The 22,406-nt window shown below is 57.5% G+C and carries 18 protein-coding genes and 2 pseudogenes; 17 read left to right on the top strand and 3 right to left on the bottom strand.

All coding sequences use genetic code 11. From position 1 onward, the window contains the following. The first annotated feature begins 268 nt into the window (after positions 1 to 268). From F758_RS0131180 to F758_RS0131140, 9 genes are all read left to right on the top strand, one after another. Positions 269 to 538, top strand: coding sequence for a hypothetical protein (locus F758_RS0131180; RefSeq protein ID WP_024511578.1), 270 nt, complete (start codon positions 269 to 271; stop codon positions 536 to 538). Beyond that, positions 513 to 1,259, top strand: coding sequence for an SDR family NAD(P)-dependent oxidoreductase (locus F758_RS0131175; protein ID WP_051387085.1), 747 nt, complete (start codon positions 513 to 515; stop codon positions 1,257 to 1,259). The genes F758_RS0131180 and F758_RS0131175 overlap by 26 nt, the downstream gene beginning before the upstream one ends. Next, entirely contained in the window at positions 1,259 to 2,608 is a 1,350-nt protein-coding gene (locus tag F758_RS0131170) for a class I adenylate-forming enzyme family protein (protein WP_024511576.1), read from the top strand. The genes F758_RS0131175 and F758_RS0131170 overlap by 1 nt, the downstream gene beginning before the upstream one ends. After that, complete coding sequence (locus F758_RS46705) at positions 2,605 to 3,264, top strand: DapH/DapD/GlmU-related protein (protein WP_024511575.1); 660 nt, start codon at positions 2,605 to 2,607, stop codon at positions 3,262 to 3,264. Before F758_RS0131170 ends, F758_RS46705 begins: the two co-directional genes overlap by 4 nt. After that, a complete protein-coding gene (cmlS, locus tag F758_RS0131160; RefSeq protein WP_024511574.1) occupies positions 3,251 to 4,963 on the top strand; it encodes a chloramphenicol-biosynthetic FADH2-dependent halogenase CmlS in 1,713 nt (570 codons plus the stop codon). Before F758_RS46705 ends, cmlS begins: the two co-directional genes overlap by 14 nt. 54 nt (positions 4,964 to 5,017) lie before the next feature. Next, entirely contained in the window at positions 5,018 to 6,076 is a 1,059-nt protein-coding gene (gene sbnB, locus F758_RS0131155; protein WP_035723636.1) for a 2,3-diaminopropionate biosynthesis protein SbnB, read from the top strand. A 17-nt stretch (positions 6,077 to 6,093) separates the two neighbouring features. Next, complete coding sequence (gene sbnA, locus F758_RS0131150) at positions 6,094 to 7,050, top strand: 2,3-diaminopropionate biosynthesis protein SbnA (RefSeq protein WP_024511572.1); 957 nt, start codon at positions 6,094 to 6,096, stop codon at positions 7,048 to 7,050. Positions 7,051 to 7,130: 80 nt separating this feature from the next. Next, positions 7,131 to 8,009, top strand: a complete 879-nt coding sequence (locus F758_RS0131145) for a hypothetical protein (RefSeq protein ID WP_157450223.1) — start codon at positions 7,131 to 7,133, stop codon at positions 8,007 to 8,009. Between the two features lie 57 nt (positions 8,010 to 8,066). Next, on the top strand, positions 8,067 to 9,449 hold the full coding sequence (locus tag F758_RS0131140; RefSeq protein ID WP_157450222.1) for an N-acyl amino acid synthase FeeM domain-containing protein: 1,383 nt from the start codon (positions 8,067 to 8,069) through the stop codon (positions 9,447 to 9,449). Between the two features lie 988 nt (positions 9,450 to 10,437). Here F758_RS0131140 and F758_RS52135 read toward each other — a convergent pair. Further along, positions 10,438 to 10,696 (bottom strand): annotated as a pseudogene (locus F758_RS52135) (transposase); the annotation flags it as partial. On the opposite strand from F758_RS52135, the gene F758_RS0131135 reads away from it, so the two are divergent. The 7 genes and pseudogenes from F758_RS0131135 to F758_RS0131105 all read left to right on the top strand — a co-directional run. Then, positions 10,626 to 10,910, top strand: a complete 285-nt coding sequence (locus F758_RS0131135; protein ID WP_024511569.1) for a hypothetical protein — start codon at positions 10,626 to 10,628, stop codon at positions 10,908 to 10,910. The pseudogene F758_RS52135 and the gene F758_RS0131135 overlap by 71 nt on opposite strands. Before the next feature lie 14 nt (positions 10,911 to 10,924). Further along, a complete protein-coding gene (locus F758_RS0131130) occupies positions 10,925 to 11,974 on the top strand; it encodes an SIR2 family protein (protein WP_051387084.1) in 1,050 nt (349 codons plus the stop codon). A gap of 91 nt (positions 11,975 to 12,065) precedes the next feature. Then, a complete protein-coding gene (locus F758_RS51025) occupies positions 12,066 to 12,587 on the top strand; it encodes a helicase HerA domain-containing protein (RefSeq protein ID WP_051387083.1) in 522 nt (173 codons plus the stop codon). Further along, on the top strand, positions 12,559 to 13,296 hold the full coding sequence (locus tag F758_RS51020) for a helicase HerA domain-containing protein (RefSeq protein WP_198026598.1): 738 nt from the start codon (positions 12,559 to 12,561) through the stop codon (positions 13,294 to 13,296). Before F758_RS51025 ends, F758_RS51020 begins: the two co-directional genes overlap by 29 nt. A 426-nt stretch (positions 13,297 to 13,722) precedes the next feature. Further along, positions 13,723 to 14,079, top strand: coding sequence for a hypothetical protein (locus F758_RS44830; protein WP_024511567.1), 357 nt, complete (start codon positions 13,723 to 13,725; stop codon positions 14,077 to 14,079). A 217-nt stretch (positions 14,080 to 14,296) separates the two neighbouring features. Next, on the top strand, positions 14,297 to 15,124 hold the full coding sequence (locus tag F758_RS48285) for a Crp/Fnr family transcriptional regulator (RefSeq protein WP_084305763.1): 828 nt from the start codon (positions 14,297 to 14,299) through the stop codon (positions 15,122 to 15,124). Positions 15,125 to 15,382: 258 nt separating this feature from the next. Further along, positions 15,383 to 15,817 (top strand): annotated as a pseudogene (locus tag F758_RS0131105) (recombinase family protein); the annotation flags it as partial. Between the two features lie 371 nt (positions 15,818 to 16,188). On the opposite strand, the gene F758_RS0131100 reads toward F758_RS0131105, so the two are convergent. After that, complete coding sequence (locus tag F758_RS0131100) at positions 16,189 to 17,835, bottom strand: class I adenylate-forming enzyme family protein (protein ID WP_024511564.1); 1,647 nt, start codon at positions 17,833 to 17,835, stop codon at positions 16,189 to 16,191. A gap of 884 nt (positions 17,836 to 18,719) precedes the next feature. Then, complete coding sequence (locus F758_RS53035) at positions 18,720 to 20,975, bottom strand: MATE family efflux transporter (RefSeq protein ID WP_024511563.1); 2,256 nt, start codon at positions 20,973 to 20,975, stop codon at positions 18,720 to 18,722. 808 nt (positions 20,976 to 21,783) lie between these two features. Between F758_RS53035 and F758_RS44820 the strand changes: the two genes are divergently transcribed. Then, a complete protein-coding gene (locus tag F758_RS44820; RefSeq protein WP_198026597.1) occupies positions 21,784 to 22,245 on the top strand; it encodes a hypothetical protein in 462 nt (153 codons plus the stop codon). The last annotated feature ends 161 nt before the right edge of the window (positions 22,246 to 22,406 follow it).

Here is a 22,406-nt window from a genome sequence, read left to right as displayed (position 1 = left end):
CATGGCAACCCGCGAGCAACCGCATGCACGCGAGCGCCGCAGCTGGTCTCGAAGCAAGCGCGGAAGACCGTACTGTCCGAAAGCAAACCGCCTCGCGTTTGGGATCTGCCAAGCGCATGTTGATAACGCGACATTGCGCACGGAAGGCATCCGTTGCTGGCCATATGGCGGTGGCCCAATTCATGCACTGACCAGCAGAGAGACCGGTCACCGCTAGACGGAGAAGTGCATGCGCTCTGAACTGGTACCGTTGATCAGAAGATGCCTAATGATGATGGACGTTAGCCGCTCTAACCCAATCGACCTCGACCGAGCCGAGCTTATTCAGCTGTTTGGCGATAAAGGAATTTTTGATTCTATGCAGCTCGTCAATTTCCTGCTTCTCCTTGAGGAAAAGGTCGAGGAGCAGATGGGCCGAACGATTAGCCTGACCTCGCAACGAGCCGTCTCGCGGCAAGTTAGTCCATTTCGGAGCATCGCAAACCTCATCGACTTCATAGTGGAAGAGCTCGATGAACCGTGCGAGCGCGCTGCGTAGGGTTATCGTAGTCAGCCACCTGATGCGTATCCTCATCACCGGAGTTAGCCGCGGCATTGGTCGCAAGCTCGCACAGCATGCGATCGACTCAGGGCACGAGGTGCTCGGCTGTTCGCGGACCGTGCCGGAAGGGCGCCCTTTCGGTGGGCGCCATTTTAAAGTTGACTTGGCCGATACGGTTCGGTTGTCGGGGATGTTTAGACAGATCCGAAAGGAATATGGGTCGATCGATGCCCTGATAAACAATGCGGCTGTGGCGCGGATGGCGCCCTTCCTGTTGCTTCGGGATGAAGAGATCCGCCGTATGTTCGAGCTGAACGTCTTCTCAGCGTTCAATTGTATCCGAGAGGCCGTCAAGCTGTTTCGGCGGTCTTGTCATCCATATCCCTCGATTATCAACTTGACCACTGTCGCCACGATCTATTCGCTGGAAGGCCAGATGGCCTACGCGGCGAGCAAGGCAGCGATCGAGCAGGCCACGAGGACGCTCGCGCATGAATTAGCGCCGCTCAACATCCGTGTGAACGCGCTCGGGCTACCTCCCGTCCGCACTGCGCTGACTCGCTCGGTGCCTGCCGAAAAGATCGAGGCTCTCGTCGCGCGTCAAGCGATACCTCGGGTATGCGAGTTTTCCGACTTGGTCGGTCCGATCGATTTTCTTCTCTCCGAGGGCGCGAGAATGGTTACTGGCGAAACCATCTTTTTGGGTGGGGTAAAGTGATGCCAGTCAATTGGTTGACCGAAATCATCGCGCGCGGCAAGGAGGTTGCCCTGGTTGATGGCGCCGATCGCGTGACGTTCGCGTGGCTGGCCAACGAAATAGAATTGCAGATCGAGGGTTTGAGGCAACACAAGGTCTCCGCGGGAGACCCGGTGATCCTGAACTCGGACTTTTCTATTCCAGGAATAGTCACATTGCTCGCGCTTGCCTGCCTCAAGGCGATTGCGATCCCAATCGTCAATTTAAGACAAGAGCTGATACCCGTCCTCAGGTCGGAATGCGGAGCGAGATTTCTCATCACGCCGTCCCAAGAGGGGGGAATCGAGCCTCTTGGCGCGAGTGGAGATCATGAGCTCTATGGTACTCTACGCCAGAGGAACGCATCAGGTCTGGTGCTACTGTCGAGCGGAAGCACTGGAAAGCCCAAGGCAATCCTGCATGATTTTGATCGGCTTCTTCAGATCCGCAAAAAGCCAGGCGCCCACAACCATGTATCCGTTCTTCTGTTTCTGCTATTTGATCATATCGGCGGGCTGAACACGCTAATAAAAACCTTGCTTTCCGGGGGCACCGCGGTCATCCCGGGCGCGCGCCACCCAGACGCGATCTGCGCTACCATCGAGGCCCAGCGCGTCAATGTATTGCCGACAACTCCGACATTTTTGAACCTCGTCCTGCTCAGCGGCGCGTATACGCGCCATGATCTGTCTAGCCTGAGGCTTGTCACCTATGGAACAGAGCCGATGCCTGAGGAATTGCTTGCGCGGCTCCGAGCGACATTTCCCAAGATTCGCTTTGTTCAGACGTTCGGTACGTCTGAAACCGGCATTGCCACCACCAGGGGTCCTCGCTCGGCAAGTGCGCTGTTCAAGATAGACAGTGACTCGCAGGAGTTTCGAATTTGCGACGGTGAACTGCAGCTCAGGAGCAGCAATCAATTTATTGGTTACCTCAACTCCTCCGAAGCCGCCGTGACAGAGGACGGATGGTTTCGCACGGGTGACGCAGCCGAATTGACCGATGACGGTTACATACGGCTCCGCGGTCGCCTGAAGGAGGTGATCAATGTGGGAGGCGAGAAAGTCATCCCCCTCGAGCTCGAGACCATCCTGCTGGGCCATCCGGAGGTCGCGGACTGTGTGGTCTATGGCATGCCGAATGCAATCACAGGTCAGGCTGTGTGGGTGGATGTCTTGCCAAAGGGGCCGATGAACAAGTCCGAACTTCAGAAGTCAATCCACGAGTTCTTAGGTGAACGAGTGCCGCGCTTTAAGATTCCAAGTCGCGTAACCTTGGTTGATCACATCCAAATGTCGGATCGCTTTAAGAAAAAGCGGGTCCGGCTATGACCGATATCTTCATCATCGGAGCCGAAAAGTTCGCACTCGAGGTCGCCAGCTATGTCGAGTGCGCACGGTCTCCTGATCGAAAACAGTTCAAAGTGGCTGGATTCCTATCGCTTGAAGGCGAACTTGTTGCGACGCCGGGCGCTCGCACGGTCACCTTTAAGCGTTCCTGGTTCCACGATCGTGCTGCTGCGTTCGTGTTTGCGGTTTCGGATCCGGCGCGTCGTGCCGTCATGCGGAGCTGGATAGGCCCGGAGCTGCGCGATCGATTTCCTCCGCTCGTGCATGAGACCGCCAATGTTGCGTGCTCGGCAAGAATAGCTCCCGGCGCGCTGGTCGGACCATTCTGCCGCGTCGGGGTGAACGCTGTGATCGGCGCCTTCACGATTCTAAATTATCAGTGCGGTGTGGGTCACCATAGCCGAATTGGAGAGAGGGTGTTCCTGGCACCCGGTTTCCAGTGCGGCAACTCCGCCGTCGTAGGTGACGGATGTTTTTTTGGTCTCTCCTGTGTTGTCTGCCCTAGCGTTGCGGTCGGACCCGAAGCTCATGTTCTCGCGGGCACGTGCCTGACGGAGAATCTCGCTAGCGGCATGCTCGCATTCTCTTCCTCTCGCATGAAATCAATTCAAAGGACGGATATTTATGTCCAGCAGTAAGGTGCTTGTCATCGGCGGCGGTCCGGCCGGGTCGATTGCCGCCCTGGCTCTCATCAAGCTGGGGCATTCTGTCAGCGTCTATGAGCGTTTTCACCATCCACGCTATCGCATTGGCGAATCGCTGCTGCCTGGAACCATGTCGATTCTCGCGCGACTGGGGCTTAAGCCGCAGATCGACGCCGCTGGCTTCGTCCGCAAGCCCTCGGCGACCTTCCTGTGGGGTGTTGATCAGGCGCCGTGGACTTTCTCCTTCTCGGTTCCTCAGGTCAGCGGCTGGATCTACGATCATGCCATTCAGGTCAAGCGCGACGAATTCGACGCCATGCTGCTCGACGAGGTGAAGCAGCGCGGCGGAGAAGTGAACCAGGATTGCTCGGTGACCGACATCCGGGCCGACCATCCAGATCACGTCGAAATCGACATCCACGATGCTTTCGGGCTGCGCTCCGTTTCGGGCGATTACCTCGTGGATGCGTCAGGCTCCGATAGCATCCTGGTTAACAAGCTGGACTGCCGGGATTATGATGAATTCTACCGCAGCCTCGCCGTGTGGTCTTACTTCCGCTGTCCCGATCCCTTCAGAGGAGATTTGCGCGGCACGACCTATTCGATCACCTTCGAGCATGGTTGGTGCTGGATGATACCGCTCAAGGGCGATCTCTACAGCGTTGGGGTCATTGTTGATCAGTCAAAAGCCGAAGAGATCCGCAACGAGGGCCTTGACAATTTCTATCAGCGAACGCTGTCCGCCTGCCGCTGGGCAAAGGCACTGCTCGGTACGGCCAAGAGGGTCGACGAGGTCCGAGTGGTGCGCGATTGGTCGTATGATACGTCCATCCATTCGCGCGGGCGGTTCTTTCTCGCGGGCGACTCCGCATGTTTCACAGACCCGCTATTTTCGCAAGGCGTGCATTTGGCCGCGCAGTCGGCCGTCTCAGCGGCGGCGGGGATCGATCGGATCTCCCGTTACCCGAACGAGGCGGACGACGTTCACCGCTGGTATGGCAAGAGCTACAGTTTGACATTCGAACAATACCACGAGTTTCTTGCATCATTCTATAACTTCGCTTCTTTCACTGAGCCGGAATCGGAATTCTGGACCAAGCGCCGTATTGCGGAGCCCGACGACCAGCGCTTCGAGCGGCGCAGCTGGTTTGAAAATCTCGTCAAAGAGTCTCACAAAGCGGATTGGAAAATCGAGGATTTCCGTGACCGGGCCTCGACAATGATTGCGATCGGTCGCCACAGCAGGCCGCATCTGTCCAGCGACTTTTCTGACGCAGAATTGGTGCCGCGGCGAATTGAGTGGGTGAGGCAGCTGACCCAGAAACTCAATTCGGTGACCAAGCTAGTCTGGATGGGCCGCGATGTCCGACTCGAAACGTACTACAAGGTCGATCCCGAGGACTTCACCCTCAATCCCCGGCTTATTCTTGCGAACGAAGCCGGGAAAGTAATGACAAAGTATGCCGTGGCGCCAGCTGTCGGAGCCATCTTTAGAAAACTTGCATCGGAGGAAATCGGCTATAGGACCCTGGTCAAGCTGTTGAGTGATGCGGGATGCTCCGAAAACAGCTCGCAGATGGTGGTCCGGCTTTTTGAAGCGGGTCTTTTGACCGGATACGATTCAAGCGGTCTCCAAGTTCGCATCCAAGACCGTCTCCGCTTCGACGGCGTCGGCGTCGACTACGAGGTTTAATCCGGGTTCTTAGTGGATACCTCGCCTGAGGCCGCGCAGCAATTTGAGGATGTGATGTCGACCAATGCAGCTCGGGTGCATCGTGCCTTCCACGTTGTTACAGGAGAAACTGTCCATGGCTTCGTCTTTGATGATGTCGAGGCCATCTTGGACGCCGTGGAGACTGCATATGTGGCCCACCATGCCGGTCTAACCGTTAATCCGGACAGTCATTTTTTGCGTTTCCCAATGCGGCCACACGATCGTGTTATGGCCCTGCCAGCCTATATCGAATCGTTCCGTGGCGGCTCAGTAGCAGGCATCAAATGGATATCGAGTTTCCCAGGAAACATCGATCGTGGAATGCCACGAGCATCGGCAGTGCTGATTTTGAACGATGCGGCTACCGGCTATCCGATAGCTTGCTTGGAAGGCAGTGTCGTCAGTGCTGCCCGCACAGCGGCGTCCGCCGTGGTGGGAGCGTTCCAGCTTAATCGTTTCCGGAAGCAAATTGATGCACTTGCCGTCATCGGTGCCGGCCCAATCGCGCGCTACATACTTGAATTTTTCGTTAGAACAGGATGGCGCATCAACGAACTGAACCTTCACGACATCAGAAAAGAGAAGGCCGAAGCCTTACGTGAACGCTTCAAGGCAGTGGTTCATGGACCCATCAAGCTGCACGAGTCGCCAGTCGAGACGATGCGCTCCGGCACAGTCATTGTCTTTGCGACGACAGCGGCAAGCCCTCATATTTTTGACCAACGTAGTGTCGAACACAATCCGCTAATCCTTCATATCTCGCTTCGCGACTTGTCGCCGGAGATCATACTTGCCTCCGAAAATGTAGTGGACGATATCGAGCACTGCCTAAAGGCGGACACATCAGCTCATTTGGCTGAGAAACAGGTCGGCCACCGCAATTTCGTTCGCTTTACGCTACCTTCGATCCTGTCCGGCGGTCGCATTCCCGACGCTCGACGGCCGATTGTGTTCTCACCCTTCGGCATGGGAATTCTCGATGTCGCAGTTGGGTCCATGCTTTATCAGCGCGCGCTTTTGAGCCGTAAGGCCGTCGAAATTCCGCAATTTTTCTTCGAAGAAGAACCGGACCTAAACGCCGCTCGTCTGTAACCTGCGTGATCTCTTCCATGATCCTGTCCTCGCCAATCGCCTACCTCTCCGAAGGCGTCTTCGTAGAATTAGACGAGTTCGTTGGACCGGCCAAGGCGTTCTTGAAGCTCGAATCCTTCAACGTGGCGGGATCAATCAAGCTCAAGCCAGCGATCCACATGCTGGACGAATTGCAGACCGCTGGACGGCTGCATAGGGGCGCCCGGCTCATTGAATCGTCATCGGGAAATTTGGGCGTCGCTCTCGCAATGGTCTGCCGCGCACGGAAGTTTGACTTCACCTGCGTCAGCGACCCCAACCTTACATCGCACGCGGCAGCCATGATGCGAACATTGGGAGCGAAGGTCGTCGTTGTTACGGACCGAGACGCAAACGGTGGGTTCTTACAAACCCGAATTGACTATATACAGAGAGAGCTTGCTGCCGATCCCTCACTGATCTGGCTCAATCAATACGCAAATCCCTCCAATTTGCGCGCGCACGCTCGCTCCACCGCGCTTGAGATCCTGCGCGACTTTCCTCGCGTCGACTACCTGTTCGTCGGCACCGGAACGTGCGGAACGGCGATGGGCTGCAGCGAGGTTTTCCGTGAACGATCTCCGAGCACAAGAATTGTTGCGATTGATGTGGAGGGGTCCGTGACGTTCGGCGGGCGTCCTGGGCCGAGGAAAATTCCTGGGTTGGGCACGAGTCGCCGACCGGAAATAGCAGATCCGAGGAAGGTCGACGAGGTGCTTATCATCTCGGAGCGGGAGACTATCGCGATGTGCCGGGAGCTCGTCGGGCGATATGGAATTCTGCTCGGCGGCTCCAGCGGAACGGTTTTGACCGGATTGAGAAAGCGACTGGTCCGGCCGGCCGCCGGCGAAATTGCGATCGCTATCGCGCCGGATTCCGGTGAGCGGTACCTCGATTCGATCTATGACGACGAATGGGTGGTGCGCCACTTTCCACAGCCTCCGTCACTCACCTGATTGGTGCTTTCGCCCGCGAAACGTCGCCATCCTCGACGAAAAGCGCCAGAGAAACCACGCGTTGTTTGGAGATTGTGTCGATGGGTGCATCGGTTCGCCGTGCGGTTGCTGCAGATATGTACGCGGTCTACCGGCTGCTCTGCCGTTCCACACTGAACAACCGATGGTTGCCGCTTGCTGCACGACGGCGTCTGTTCAGTCCAGTCTGGGGCGGGGATCAATCATATTTCGGATATTTGATGGAGAATGGAGGGGAGGTCGTTGGGTTCCTCGGGACCTTGTTCACGTTAAGGACCATCCGCGGCCGGCAGGAGCCATTCTGCGAAATCCACAGCTGGTACGTCGATGATATCCATCGAAACAATAGCCTCGACCTGCTTATGCCGGTGCTGGGTCTTCGACGTACACATACGCTGGTGAATTACACTCCGACCGAAGCCGTGCATCAGATCGGAAAGAAGTTCGGGTTTGAAGATCTCGAAACAGAACTGCGAGTGTTCTATCCCGTGCCGACCGCCACCACAAACCTTCGAGTTCTACGACGGAAGTGGGAGATCGGCGGCTATCTGGATCCGGAAAATCTCGCGATTTTCCAAGATCATTGCGACGTGTTCTGCCACCATTTGGTCATCCTGGATCGATCCGGCTCAGTGCCGCTATATCTGTTGATGAAGAGCATGCGCAGGAAGTGGTACGAGCCGTTCGGGCGTCTTCTCTATGCAAGTGACTTCAAGCATTTCGCGCGCATTGCGGGAGCGCTGGCCTGGCGTCTGTGCATCAGATTTGGATGGCAATGCATTGTAAGCGATGAACGCTGGTTTTCGGGCACCGGGCCGAGTGGCTTCACACGGGTCGTCAGACGTGAAGTGCCGTCCCAATTTTACTCCACGAAAATAGGTCGGGATGAATTGTGTCCCGTGTACTCGCAGCCCCTTCTGCAAGGCTACCGCCTACACTAATTCGCGGCTGTTTTCAGATGAAAGGCGGTCAAGACCGACCGCTGTGAGGAGCATCTCGTGTCCGTCCTCGTTCACCAGGACTGTCAGATATCGAGCTTGCCGGCGGTGCCTCGCGTGGTGAGAAAGCCCAGGGCGGTGCTCTGGATCGCATCCAGGCGTTATCCAGGTTATCTGGATGAACTCGATAGCGGCAGATGGGCGTTCAATTTTGACGCTCAGCCAACTCCACCAGAAAGTATCAAGGCGGCTTGGATCGGCTTAAGCGTGACGGCGGACCATTCGTTTGCATTGGGGCGCGCTCGTTGTGTGCTTCCGCTCCGCGATTTCGACCATCTTCCTGGACAGAAGCGGGTCTTATTTGGAAGCCGGATACCTGATGACTGGACAGCACGGCTTCATCAGACGTCGGAGACTCTCGCGGTCCGGATTTCTGGGCCAGTGCTAGAAGGGTGCAGCCTCCTCGGGGAGATCAAAGCGCTGTCGCCGTTTAAGTTGTTGGTGATCGTCGACGATCCAGAGCTGCTGATCGTTCCAGCAGCCCGGATAACGATCGAGGGCTGGACCAAGTGGGTGAATCTCGGATCGATCGCCGCTCAGGTGAACGCAATTGAGCGCAGTGAATTGGGAACGGTGGCATACGTCGATATCGTCGGGCGCTCGTCGACGGAGAAAGCCGCGCATTGGGCGCTTGCTGTCAGTCCCACGTTTACGGCCCATGGGATGTGGACACTGGGTTTTAAGGCAGACAAGCTGAACGATTGGCTCACGGTCTCGCAAGTAGTGGATCGAAATGACCTGGCCATGGTTTACAGGCTCCGCCGCGATGCCAACCAGTTCTTCGGCCGGCGGCCGGATGCCGTCGACCTCGCCAATTGGGCAGATCCGCTCGATCAATGCGCGATTGTCCTTCTGGCGAGGCTCGGCCAGAAGCCGGTCGCATCCGCCCGCCTCGTGCTGAACGGTGGGGATCCCAAGCGTAGTGAAATGGCGCAAATTGTGCGCCTGCCCGAATTCCTATGGCAACAGGGGTTCGCTGAAGTATCGCGCGTGGTCGTCCATCCCGATTATCAGGGATTATCCGTTCGTATCCTGTTGTTCCGAGAGGTGGCCCGTTTGGCGCTGATGTCGAATAGTCGCTATCTCGTTTTCGACGCCATTCCAAAGCTCGCACCGCTCTATGAGAAAATAGGCGCTATCGACCTGCAACTGCAGAAGAAACATCAGGACAGTGATGAAATCGAAACGGTGATGTACCTCGATATTCGAGCGCTCATGCGTCAATTCGATCTCAGAGCACTATATCTCTTGGTCAAGTTTGGTCGAATGCTCGGGCGATATGCTGGCGTGCAAGGTGCTGATGCTTTTAAGCTGAATGGCGCACGGCCGAACGGGCTGATCGGACTATGCGTGCGTGCCGCTGCCTGGCTTCATCTTTTTTAAGCGCGGGAGGGGATCGGGTAAGAACATCGAAATGAATTTCCGGTGACTGGCCGTTTGCGTCATCGTTCGGGTGAGCGACTCTTCGTCAAAAGGTGTCCTGGCACCGTGCTTTGTTGATTTGCTTGCTGCATCACCGGATGGGTTGGCGCAATGCTTGAACACCCGGCTGGGGACTTTCCAACGCGCGTTTAGGCCGTGACGGAGAAGCGGGGGAGTCTTCGCCGCATCCCCATCAAAGCCTCAGAATTCCTGGTGAGCGATGGGCCAGCGAGAGTGCATTGTCCGTCTGACCGGCGAGGACGCTTCATGAGGATCGACTGCGAGGTTCACGCGTTTCGTCAACAGGCCCGAACGGCTTCGCCCGCCATAGACGGCTCCTTGGAGCAGCTACAATGTGTAGTGCGCGATCGCCGGTCTGGTCCTGGTTCAACCAACCTTTCCGCTTGAAGAGCTCGTCCCGAGATCAGCGTGCAAGAGCGCGGATCCTCGGCGAGACGCCTGCTGCTCTCTATGGCTTTGGGCAAAAGAGACCTCTGCATTTACGCAAATAGTCGCGCTTGCGTTGGCGCGCGAGGAATACCGTTCAGTCGTTCAGTCGACGGCAGCAGAGGGCTCGCAGGCAAAAGAGGCGATGCCGCGGAGAGGTCCAGTACATAACGTACCGATCTGCGGCTGGAACGACACAGCTACGACCGCAGGACGACTTTTCGTACGACGAGTACCGTCTTTCCACGCGCAATTGGCTTTGATCCTGCCAATCTGTTCTCCGCGAGGAGGGGCACGGACTTTAATCGCACTCCCTTCTCGGGCTAGAAGGCGGACTGAAGGATCTAGACTAGCTGACTGCCTAAAAAATGGGGCTCAAAGGGTGATTTTCTTGACGTGCGCTACGATGATGAGCTGATCTATGCGTCGTAAACGCTGTTGCACGCGCAGCTTTCGCTGTGGTTTTGTCTTCTGCTTGACGCTTCAGACAGACCCATCCCGGTGCCGCCAGCATCTTCGGAATACGGAGGAGATTGTGGGCTGCAGCCGGTGAGCACGAAGAACCACTCGACCAAGCCGCGGTCACGATGCCGGGTCCTGCGCAGACCGCCGACGGTCTTAATCCACCCGAATCGTTCTTCGATCCGCTTGCGCTTCATTGCATTGATGCGATAGCCGGGATGCCGGGTCGTGCGCGCGTCGGTCGCCGAGCGGTGGTTGGTGTCGTTCTGGGAGACATGCGGCGTGCAGCCGCGCTCGCGGCAACCTGTCTCGCTGGTCGTCGATGGCGCGCTGGTGTTTGCGGATGATGATCGCTCGGAGGTCATGCTCGAGATAGTCGCCGAGGCCGCCCAACGCATGCAGATTATTCTCTTGAGCTACCGCACCAGCACCTATCGCGGTCTTGAGGCCAAGCCGATCATGCTTGCATGGGCGCGCGAGGCTCTCGGCGGACCTCCGATCTTTTCAGTCTGATTGAGGAAAAGGTAATGGCGGCCAAGAGCGAGGCCGAGATCGCGCAGGAATTTGCACAGGCCGCGCTGAGCGCCGCTCCGGTGATTATCCTCGGGAGCGGCGCCTCGGCCGCGCATGGTGTGCCCGGCATGGGAGGCGTGGCCGAGCATTTGTGTAGAGCGCCACTTCCGCCTGGATGGACGGCTGAAGAGAAAGCCGAATGGACGTCGTTTCTTGGTCAACTCAAATGCGGCGCCGATCTCGAAAGGGCGCTGCAGGCGGTACGCCCTACCGAATGTCAAACGCGGTTTATTACAGGTGTAACGCGGGAGTTTCTGCTTCCTTTTGATCTAGCCGTCCTCGATTTGGTGTTGGCCAATCGCCGTACACTGCCGCTCACCAGGCTCTATCGGCATCTCTTCGACAGCACGCACACGACGATCGACGTTGTCACGCCCAATTATGACCGGCTCGCGGAGTATGCTGCGGACGCGGCCGATGTGAACACGTTCACGGGCTTCAACTATGGTTATCTTCAGACCTGGGCGCGGACGCCCAAGCCTCGCATTTCGGTAAACGGGCGACAATCGCGCACCGTGGCGATCTGGAAGGTTCACGGGTCCCTCGACTGGTTCCAGGACGAAGCCAACCGGATCTTCGGAGTTAGATCCGCTCTCACTGTGCCGCGGACCCACGCACATCTCATGATCACGCCCGGTATTGACAAGTATCGCCTGACCCATGGCGAGCCGTTCCGCACAATCATCAACTGTAGCGACAATGCCCTAGAGAATGCCAGCTCCTATTTGTGCATCGGCTATGGCTTCAATGACGAGCATGTTCAAACCAAGCTCATCGAGCGCTGCGACCGCGATGCCATCCCGCTGGTCGTAATCACGAAAGAGCTGACGACCACGGCCAAGGCGTTTCTGACCGGCGGTCGATGCCGGCGCTATCTCGCTATCGAGAAAGGTGCCGCTGGGGCGCGCGCATACATGCACGATGCGCCAGCAGGTTTCGACCTAGACAAGCCGCTGTGGCGTCTCCACGAATTCCTCGATCATGTAATAGGAACACCCGCATGAGCATCCTCAACTTTGCCGATGAAGAGGCCCTCGGTCGCGTCCAATCGGTCGACACCGCAACGTAGTTGTTCGCATCGATGACGTTGAGGCCTTGCGCCAACTGCAGGTCGATCGGCTCGTCGCACTCCGGAGCAGCTTGGCAGGCCACAAGCTGATCGGTGTGATCCACAAGATCACACGTACTGCGCTTGAGGAAGCGAAGGTGGCCGATATTGAACATGCCGATGAGGCTTATATCGAGCTCAATTTGGTTCGCATCGCCTTAATTGGCACGCTGCTCGATAGGGACGGCAGCCGCGAAAATGTATTCCGGCGCACGCTCGAAACGGTTCCGGAAATTGATGCAGGCTGTTTCGCGCTTGAAGGTGAACGGCTCACCCGCTTTATGGGTGCAATCTCTGAGGTGACTGCGGGAGCCCAGCGTCTGTCGCTTGGCGCCTATACTCTCGACCCCAATGCCGAGGCCTATGTCAACGGCAACAAGCTTTTTCAACGTCACGCGCTGGTGGTCGGCAGTACCGGTTCCGGAAAATCCTGGACCACGGCCCGTCTTCTAGAACAGGTGGCCGAGCTTAAGAGCGCCAATGCGATCGTGTTTCGACATGCACGGTGAATATGCCTCCATCGCCGGTGATGGTTTTGTGCATCTTCGCGTCGCGGGTCCAGGCGATATTGACGCGGGCAAGGGCCTCGCCGACGGCGTGCTTCATCTTCCCTACTGGTTAATGACCTACGAAGTGCTTGTCTCGATGTTCGTCGACCGTACCGACCAGAACGCACCCAATCAGGCCATGGTGATGTCCCGTGCGATCGTTGACGCGAAGACGAGCTTCCTGACTGCAGGAGGCCATAGCGATGTCCTTGACAATTTCACGATCGACAGCCCCGTCCCGTTCGCGATGGCATCGGTACTTGCAGAACTCAATCGCCTGAACACAGAAATGGTCCCAGGCGCCAGATCCGAGAAGCAAGGCGACTTTCACGGCAAGCTCAGCCGCCTGATCCAGCGCCTCGAGGGCAAGCGCACGGACCGCCGGCTCGGGTTCCTATTTCCGGCCGGTGGCGTCGCGGATAGCTATGAGTGGCTCGACGAAGCCGTGACACTCCTGCTGGGCGGACGCGCCGCCAAGGACGGCAAGGGTGGGGTCAAGGTGATTGATTTTTCAGAAGTGCCCTCGGACATCCTGCCGCTGATCGTCGGCATGGTCGCGCGCATGGCTTTTCATGTGCAGCAGTGGAGCGCGCAGGCTGCGCGCCACCCGTGGCGTTGTTTTGCGATGAGGCTCATCTCTACATTCCCCAGGATGCCACCTCCGGAGTAGCTGAGAATGCAATCGCTACCTTCGATCCGCAGCTCGATGTCGACCGCTTTCTCGAGCGCATCATCAGGTGGGGCTTTTCAGGTGAAGTAACGCGTCGCGCAACATTTCAAAGGTTATGAGGCAATTCATCGGCGGACAGCTGTGGAATGACTGTGTCGTGGCGGTCGCGCGGCTCGAAGATCAGATCCGGAGCTTGTGCAGCGAGCAGCCGAGCGCCGTCAGCGATGACGAGCGCATGGCGCTTATGGCGCTCGCCGGGGACCTGCCAGCGCTCTGGAACGATGCGGCTTTTGCGCGCCGTGCTGAAGGAGATTATCGTCACAGTCGAGACCGGTCGGCTGCACCTCGTGCTGCACTGGCAGGGGGGGATCACACGCGGCTTGAAGTGCTGAAGAACCGGTCGGACCAAATCGCTACAAGACGGATGTGACAACCGAGCAGTTGGTGTGCGAACTGGCCCGCCTCTTGCCAGACCACAGCATCGCCCCCGTTCTCAATCGGCTGGGTATCCGCTCGGCCAGAGGCCAGACCTGGACCCAGCTGCGCGTGCGCAATTTCCGCGGCGCGCATCAGATACCGGTCTACCGGGAGGGCGAACGTGCAGAACGCCATGAGCTTATTCTGGGCGAAGCCGCAAACCGCCTCGGTGTCAGCAAGATGACCGTTGTTCGCCTGATCCGGGGGCAAGGCGCTGGACCGCCATTTGAGACTCCATCGCTGTTTGCCTCCATCCTTGGCACAGCGACACGAATCTACTGCGAATCTACGATTGCGAACTTGTGACTCGGGACACTAGCTCAGATCGTGCTGGTACACAGCCGGTCCGTCCGACAATTGAAATTCGTCGAAGAACGGCTCCTGACGCATGATTTAATCGTCATAGGGGGAGGCGTTGCATAAATCAAGATCGAAGCATCGCTACAATCTGCAATCAATATTTCGTGACGATTAGTGGAATTGACCCAGCTGAAACCCGCAGATCAGGAGAACGGACTGCCTTATGACGGACCATGTGCCCGCCGTTCCCGAAACGGCTAGCAGCCCCGCAGCTCTCAAGCGGATGGCCGGCGTAAAGCCTATGCTGCGCCAGTCTAGTACGGCGCGTCCTAATACGCGGCGCTTTGTCAAAAATGCTATTCTGGCGAGAATTCCTCTCCAAGACCTCGCGGCAATAGGGGAGTTCCTTGAGCCGATCGTCCTGAGAGAGCGTATGGTTTTGCATGAGCCAAAAAAGCATTTTGAATATGTCTATTTTGTCGAGTCGGGCCTTGTCTCGCTGAGAATTGTCGCGGCAGGAACCATCCTTGAAACGGCGGTGATAGGACATCGGGGGGCCGTCGGTGCTTCGCTCTTGATGGGCGGGCATCTTCCGACGCATCAATCTGTCGTGCTCGTTCCTGGAAGCGCGCACAGGATCCGTGTCGAGGATTTGCATCGAATGATGAACGAGCGCCCTCAAATCCGAGAACATCTTTCTCGGTACGTTCAAGCGCTGACTTTGCATTGCGTTCAGACAGGATTCTGCGGCATCAGACACCATCGCGAAAAGCGCCTCGCGAGTTGGCTCTGTTTGGCAGGTGACGCTCTTGGCGCTCATGTGCTTCCAGTTACCCACGACTACCTTTCGTCCGTCTTGGGATTGCGCCGCGCTGGGGTAACGGAGACGCTAATTCGATTCGAAGAACAAAAACTGATTCGCAAGATGCGCGGCGTCTTGCAGATCGGTGAACGCGAGTGCCTCGAGCAAACGGCGTGTAGCTGTTACAAGCTTATTTCGGGCGCTTATGCGTCTGAACCCGTGATTTCTGCAAATGAGCCCGCAGGCTAGCTCGCCGGGAACTGAGTCACGTTTTCGACGCAATCTTGGCAATCGGCCCTCTGGCCACGGCACTGACGTCCTGAGGGGATGTTAGGCAGGGAGCTTGTTAGCGGAGTGCTCTGCGGCCCAGGCCCAACGCGTGAGCTGATCAATGCGTGAAGCCTGTCACAGAGTGACGGGTGTAGTCAGCAGGTCCAAAAGGTAGGTTTGCGGATCAACGCCGGCCAATTGCATGTCTCGAATTGTGAGGCGATGCAGCTCAGGTTGTCCGGCGGTCACGACTGTAAAACCCCTGATGACGCCCTGGCCGTCATCCGCAGCATGGAGGCCCGTTGGTCTGATGAGGACATCGCCACCACCCTCAACCGCATGAGATTGCCCACCGGCCAGGACAAGACCTGGACCGCGCACCGTGTCGGATCGATCCGGCGCGTGAGAGGTATCCACGCGTATCTTTCGGCCGAGAAGGACGGCGTCTGGCTGCCCCTGCGAGAGGCCGAGCAGCAGTGCGGCGTCACGAGCCATCGAATCCGCAAGCTGATCGAGGCCGGTGTTCTGCCAGCGGAGCAAGTCGTCCGAGGCGCGCCCTACCAGATCCGAGCCGTCGACCTTCAAAGCGGCGCGTTGTTCGGGCGATGGGACGGAGGTGGTCCGTGTCACGTTGAATTGGAAAATCAAATTCCAATGTTTACAGATACTTGAAGAAAGGGCGTATAATGACTCAGACGCCATGCTCTACGACGTTGGCGTCGAGCTCGATGCGGCCGTCGCCGCGGAAACGGGGGCAGCTCATCCTAATGGTTCAGACCGTTGCGGACCTCGTCCGCGATCTTCGCCTTGCCCAGAAGCGGGCGGGCTGGTGTTCGCCTTGAGCGATGTCAGCACCCCGCGCCGATTTTCGGTGCTCATCGCGCGGATCGTCTTCTCGAACGCATAGAGCGCAGCGGGATATTTTGTTTGCCGAACACTGATGTCCGATCGATCGCCGGGCCGCCAACTGTGGCATGGTTGTCATTTGGCTTGAAGCCTTAAACCGCCCGCTGCCGTGTACGAACTAGACGGAACCGGCGGCTTCAGCGCCAGCGCTTCTGCTCACTGTCATAGGCGCCGGCAAATGGATCGCTGACGTTTATCAGCTCACGTTTGAGCACCTTATTGCTGGAGGTAGTTCTAGGAAGCGCCCGAGTGAAGGCGATATACCGCGGCACCTTGAACACGGCGAGCCGCGCACGAGCATGCTCAAGAATGCGCTCGACAGGCACATCGTCTGGCGCGACACCTTCCTTAAGCTCCACGTAAATCTTGACCTCCTCGACCCGCTCGTCGTCGCGTACAGGCACCGCAGCCACATCCGCGATCTCGGAGATCTCACGAATGACGGCCTCAACCTCGCGTGCAGAGATGTTCTCGTCGCCCGCCCGCCGGATCATATCCTTTTTACGTCCTACGAACCAGTAATAGCCGAGTTCGTCCCGACGCAACAGATCACCGGTCTTGAACCATTCACCTTCGAATGCATCGGCATTCGCTTCCGGCCTGTTCCAATAGCCCTTGAAGATCGCACGCCCCTTTACCCAGAGCTCGCCTACTTCGCCGATCGGCGTGGGGCTGCCATCCTCATTCACCAGCCGGAGGGCCCGAAAGGGGGCGCGTATCCCGACCGACCCGGAGTGATCCATCTCTTCGATGTCGGGCATTATAATGCCGTATCCGATTTCAGTCATACCGAAACAATCCACGCTGCGCACTCCACAGCGATCGCGGAATCGGCGTACCGTGTCAGGACTCCAGGGGTCGGGTTGCCCGACCTGCTTTAGGAAGGCCAACGAGTCAGCCGTGGCCTCGTGCCGGCGCGTGATCAGCTCGGGAAACGGACACCACTCGATGCGGTATTTCTTGATCCAACCGATTAATCCCGTCGAGCTGAGGTGCGGAGCCAAATGCAGCGTGCCGCCCTGTCGATACGACCTCAAAAGATGTCCTGGTCCGTCCCCATAATAGAAAGGTGACGCCGACAGATATCTCTCGTACGGCTGATAGTCGCGGGATGCTGACGCATACGAATGCACACCCCAATAGTCGTGCGTCAACATGCAGCCCTTGGGAAAACCCGTCGTGCCCGAGGTGTATTGGATGTTCAGCAGGTCGTCAGGGCGAATATCCTCGTTCACCGGCGCGTGGCCGACGCCCTTGAGCAATTCATCGAGAGTCGTAGTGGGCTCGGCCCAAGACTGTCCAACAAGTAGCACTCGCTCCTTGGCGAGGTCTTGCGGCCACGGGTCAATAGCGGAGAAGACTGGCCATGCCGATTCATCGATGACTGCGAATTGCGCCTGCGTGTCGCTCAAGACGTATTCGATCTCCCTGGGCGTGTAGCGCATATTGATCGGGACCAGCACCGCACCGAGCTTTGCAAGCGCGAACCACAGTATCGGGAATTCGATGCGATTGGGCAAGATCACCGCGACGCGATCGCATTTGCGCACTCCGAACGCGCGCAGCGCATTTGCATACTTGTTGGACCAGCGATCCATTTCGGCGTACGTTGCGCGCTCCCCGCGCTCAAAGACGTCAATAGCCGTCGTTGAGGCGTGCGTTTGCGCCCGCCTCGACACCAGCTGTCCGACCGTAATGGTTTCATATGCGGATTCTAGCGCCTCGATCTTACGCAGTGCATTTGCTACGCGATCGCGCAGTGGTATTGAGTTGGCAGGGGTCATCGTAAGAACGCCTAAGTGTAGGGAGAGGTAAGTCGATCACCAGCCGCGACGTCCCATTTGACGGAGCGCTGAGTTCTCCGATCGCAGAGCCATCACCCGACGCGCGGATTTCGCGGAGCTACGCCTTCTAGTACGGGCGTGAAACACGAACCACCTGCAGGTGCCAACGCAGGATGATCTGGCTTACACCACCGCGATTCGGTCACAGGTGCCCGCCTAATCGGCAAATCCTATCGAAGCTAGATCTTTTTTGGATAGCGGCGTTCATCATGTCCTTTGAAGGAACCGTGACACATGAAACGCACGAACTACGCTTGGCATTGCTGCGCCTTCTCCTATCGTGATCATCTGCGTCATAGCCTATATGGCCAGTTCACAAATTGATGGTACATCGTTAACTGGGGATGAGACACTACCTACTCTGGTGAGTAATAACGGATTGCCTATTTGAAGGAGCCATGCGAGCGCCATCAGCATCCAACGGCAGCAGAGCTGCCATGGCGGTGGCCGGTCGATGGAAACTACGGCTTGGAACGGCAATGTCGCCGACGAGCTGGTAGCGCTAAGAGCACATCAATCACTATGAGTAGAGAGGCCGGCCGCAAAGGGCCCGCGCACCAATACCGACTTTGATGGAGGGAATTAGGATCAGCCGCCCATCTCGTCAGCGCGAAGATCTGGCTTGTCGATCTATCGGATGAGGACGTGCGCGGCCATTTCGAGCGGATGCCAAGGCCGAACAGGCCGGATTGAAGAGCTGCCGCAGGGTCCGCGCCACCTGAATTTCCTATCAGCAATCATTCGGATTATCTACCCTCTAAGTCGATCGGCTGCATGGAATGCTGCAAAGCTGCGGAAGAGCGACATTTGCAGAACTCCTGCGTTTACGTGGTCGGATGTCGGGTCGGAAGAGCAAGCCTGCTCGCCAGCAGCTGGAAACGCAGCAACAGAAGAGCCGCGTAGACAGTCGTCGCGATTGATAAGCCAATCCAAATACCAACGATACCAAGACCGCTCTTTAAGCCAAGTCCGTAGCTGAAAGAAAACCCGACTAACCAATACGCGCCAGCAAACACAAGCGGCACCCGCGTGTCCTTCAGTCCGCGGAGGCCGCCCGCGGCAATGTTGGCCACGCAATCAGTGATGAAGAAGGTCGCCCCGACCAGAAGGAGCTTTGCAGCGACTGCGATCGTGGCGGCACCATCGTGAGCCGATTCGGTCAGAAAGAACCCGGCGATCTCAAACCGGGCGACGATCACCGCTAGCGTCAACATCGTGGCGATCACGAGACCAAGCAACATCGCCGCCAGCCCAGCCCGCTTGATCCTGAGGCCGTCGTCGCGGCCTACTGCGTACCCAACGCGCACGGCCGCCGCCATGCTGATGCCGAAATAGATGGTGAGGAGGATCACATTGACCTGGAACGCGATCTGATGAGCGGCGAGTGCGCTGGTGCTGATTATTCCCGCCAGGAGCGCTGCGACCGAGAATAGTCCGTACTCGATCAAGGACGCGATTGAGATTGGCGTCCCGATGACGATCAGCTGGCGCATTAATGGCCAATCGAAGCGCCAAAGATGTGCAAGCACGTGGTAGTCCCTGAAGGGACGACGCATTGTGGCGAACCACAAGCCGGCCGCAAAAGTCCCACAGTTCACGACGGTGGTCGCGAGACCCGCTCCGAACAGCCCAAGCCGCGGCAGGCCGAGCTTCCCAAAAATCAGCAGGTAGATCAACAGGCCGTTGATGGGAACGGCAGTGAGCGTAATCCACAAAACCGGCTCCGGCCGGTTAACCGCGGCCATGAAGTTGCGGATGGCGTGAAACCATAGCGCCGGCGCAACGCCCCAGGCTAATCCGAACAGATATTGCTGGGCGAGCTGCGCTGCGTCCGGTGCCTGGCCAAGAGCAACCAGTATTTGCTCTCCGCGCAGTGCAAACGCCATCGTCGGGAGCGACAAAAACAGCGCCGCCCACAGGCCCATTTGCAGCGACCGGCGCACCACGGCTAGTTTGTCTGCCGCAAACGCCTGCGCGGCGACCGGCGCGATCGCTGCTAGCAGGCCCATCCCAGAGATGACGCTAATGAGATAAACCCTGCCGGCCAGCGCGACCGCGGCGACCGACTCGGCGCCGGTGCGCCCGATGAAGGCAAGATCGGTCGTCATCATCGCAACCTGCCCAAGCTGCGTCAGCATCATCGGCCATGCGAGCTTGGCGGTTTCGTTGAGCTCGACAATGAGATGATGGCTAACCGCCCGTCTCGCCAATCCGTGCCGCGAAGCCGATGCCGATTTTGTTCCGGCTATTTTGTCCTTGGAAATCATGCTGCCCCGTTTGCCTGCGCAGAGGAAACGATCCCCTTTTTTTGCCAAGAGGGTCGTGTTCCCTGCTGAATTCGCGATGATCAGCGGATGCCGGCTCACGCGCATCCTTGCGCAGCTGCGCGTGACAGACGCGAAGCTCGTCATCGGCTTAGACCTGTTATTGAGTCTGGGCCTGGCGCCTGCTCGCCCACTGACGAGAACAGCTCCGTAGCCTTGACTGGTGCTTCCGCTTTCGCGGGTATTAGGCGCAAAGGAGACGGGGCAAATGACCGCAAGCCTCGAGACTTTGGCCGCCGCCGCAATGTAAGGCGCCTCAAGCGCCCAAATCGCGCTTCCATGGCAAAGGCCCGCCCCGCGGGCCTCGATTTCAACAATAGTGGTATCGGGTGCGGTGCAGCGGTAACTGTAAGTATGCATTCTGTGGATAGCGCTTAGGCAACGCGCTCGAAACAAATTCGCCCTGATGGGAAAGTACGTTCGCCTGCTGTAAACGTTGAGCGGACGCATATCGAAGCCCATGACGTCCTCGACCGCATTCGTTCTGTAGATACAATCACATTCGATCATATAACCGAATTGCTTGATCTTGTCGGGCAAGACTACGGTTTGGTCACCGGCGATCGATGCGATATCGCGCGCAATGATCGGAAATCCCTCGCCGACAATCCCGCAATCGATTGCCTCTGTGAAGATAATCTCGGGAACAAAGTCGACATCTCCATCCCTGATCGCATCGGTGCTCGACTTGTTGATCAAGGTTATCCGGTTATTTTCCCCGTTTCGTTTCACGATCGAACTCGCAAGTTCAAACAACTGCGGATCGGTCTTGCACGACCATCACGAGTGAAAAGCAAGGCAGTTAGACCCGCACCGGTCCCAATTTGAAAGACCGTCTTACCCTCGACTCCGATGTCAACGTTTGCTGATTCGATGGCTTCGTTCCGCAATTGATCATCTAACATGGAATAGTGCCCAGCTCGGAAAAGCGCGACAATTTCGACCGTACTGCATTTCAGGTGCCCCCTCTGGACTCACCTCAATTGCCGTCGAAGTTCGAAAACTTTGGAACGTGCCTAGCAGGAGCTGGCTAGAACCCGACTTTTCCTGACGAGTCCTGGTAATCGACGATTGAGCGAACGTATAGCGCGAGAGCGATCTTTCGCTACCTACCAGAGATAGCAGGATGGACTTCCTTCATTTTTCCTCTCCTCCACCAAGATGGCTCTTAGCGGTTTGTGATGCTCAGGGAAAAGGGGGGATGCGATCTCCGCCGACAACGTATGAACGCATTGTAGGGACGGGTTATGGTCGAGGAGCTTAATGAGGAGTGGCCGGCGACCGCGCCGCAAATTGTAAGTGGCAGGAACGATGGTCCGCGAGGGCCAGAGATCGTGGGATCTCTCCAGCGGCCTCTGGGCAGCGGCATCCCGCATATCAGCTCGATGAGGCATGCGCTCCACATCTCACGGTGACAGCACGTTCGGACGAAGGCGAGATCATGACCGGCGCCATCTAAACCCCGTCCTGATGTTTCGCATCTCATGTGTGTCGAGTTGACGATCTTAATGTCGGAAGCCCGACTGACGACGCCACCATTCTGGGCAGGCTCGGCAGAGAGCAGATGGCTTTGCCATACTTGATGCAGACCCCGCACCAGTGTTCGCGCGCGGCACAGTTATTGGGGGCGGAGCCGCTGTGTGCAGCCGTCCATACTCAGTCCATGAGTTCGTCATGGTCTTATGGAGGCCTCTCGTTGCGCGTGATGAGCTCCGCGCTGATGCACAACAATCCGGACAAACTGATAGGTATCGCCTGCCGGTCCAGCTCGTCGGGAGGCCCAGACAATCAGCTTGTCCGCGAACTCCTGTTTCGCCTAGGCGGGACCGTGCTGCTTGCCGACTTTGGCTACAACGACGACTGGATCAGAGAAATCGTACGAGAAGGCGCGTCCGCCAACATTCCCTCTAAAAGCAATCGCACCATGCCGATCCGCTTCGCTCGATATCTCTATCGAGCCCGTAATCTCGTCGACAGCTTCAATGGCATCAGACCGCACCGTCGGGTTGAGAAACGCTGCGACTAGCTCGTGTTCAACTAGCGCGCGTCGTTCAGCTTGGGTTGTCTCATTCTCTCTCTCCGCCTTTCGGCGCGCCCTCGCGGGACGAACTCTGCACGGCCTTCGATAGTTGATGTCGTCCGGCTTCATCGCAGTGGCTCTTCCGCCGAAAGCGCCGCCTCTCAATC

Origin of the sequence: Bradyrhizobium sp. ARR65, assembly GCF_000472385.1 — a bacterium.
GTDB lineage: Bacteria > Pseudomonadota > Alphaproteobacteria > Rhizobiales > Xanthobacteraceae > Bradyrhizobium.
This window is presented reverse-complemented; position numbering and strand designations above follow the sequence as displayed.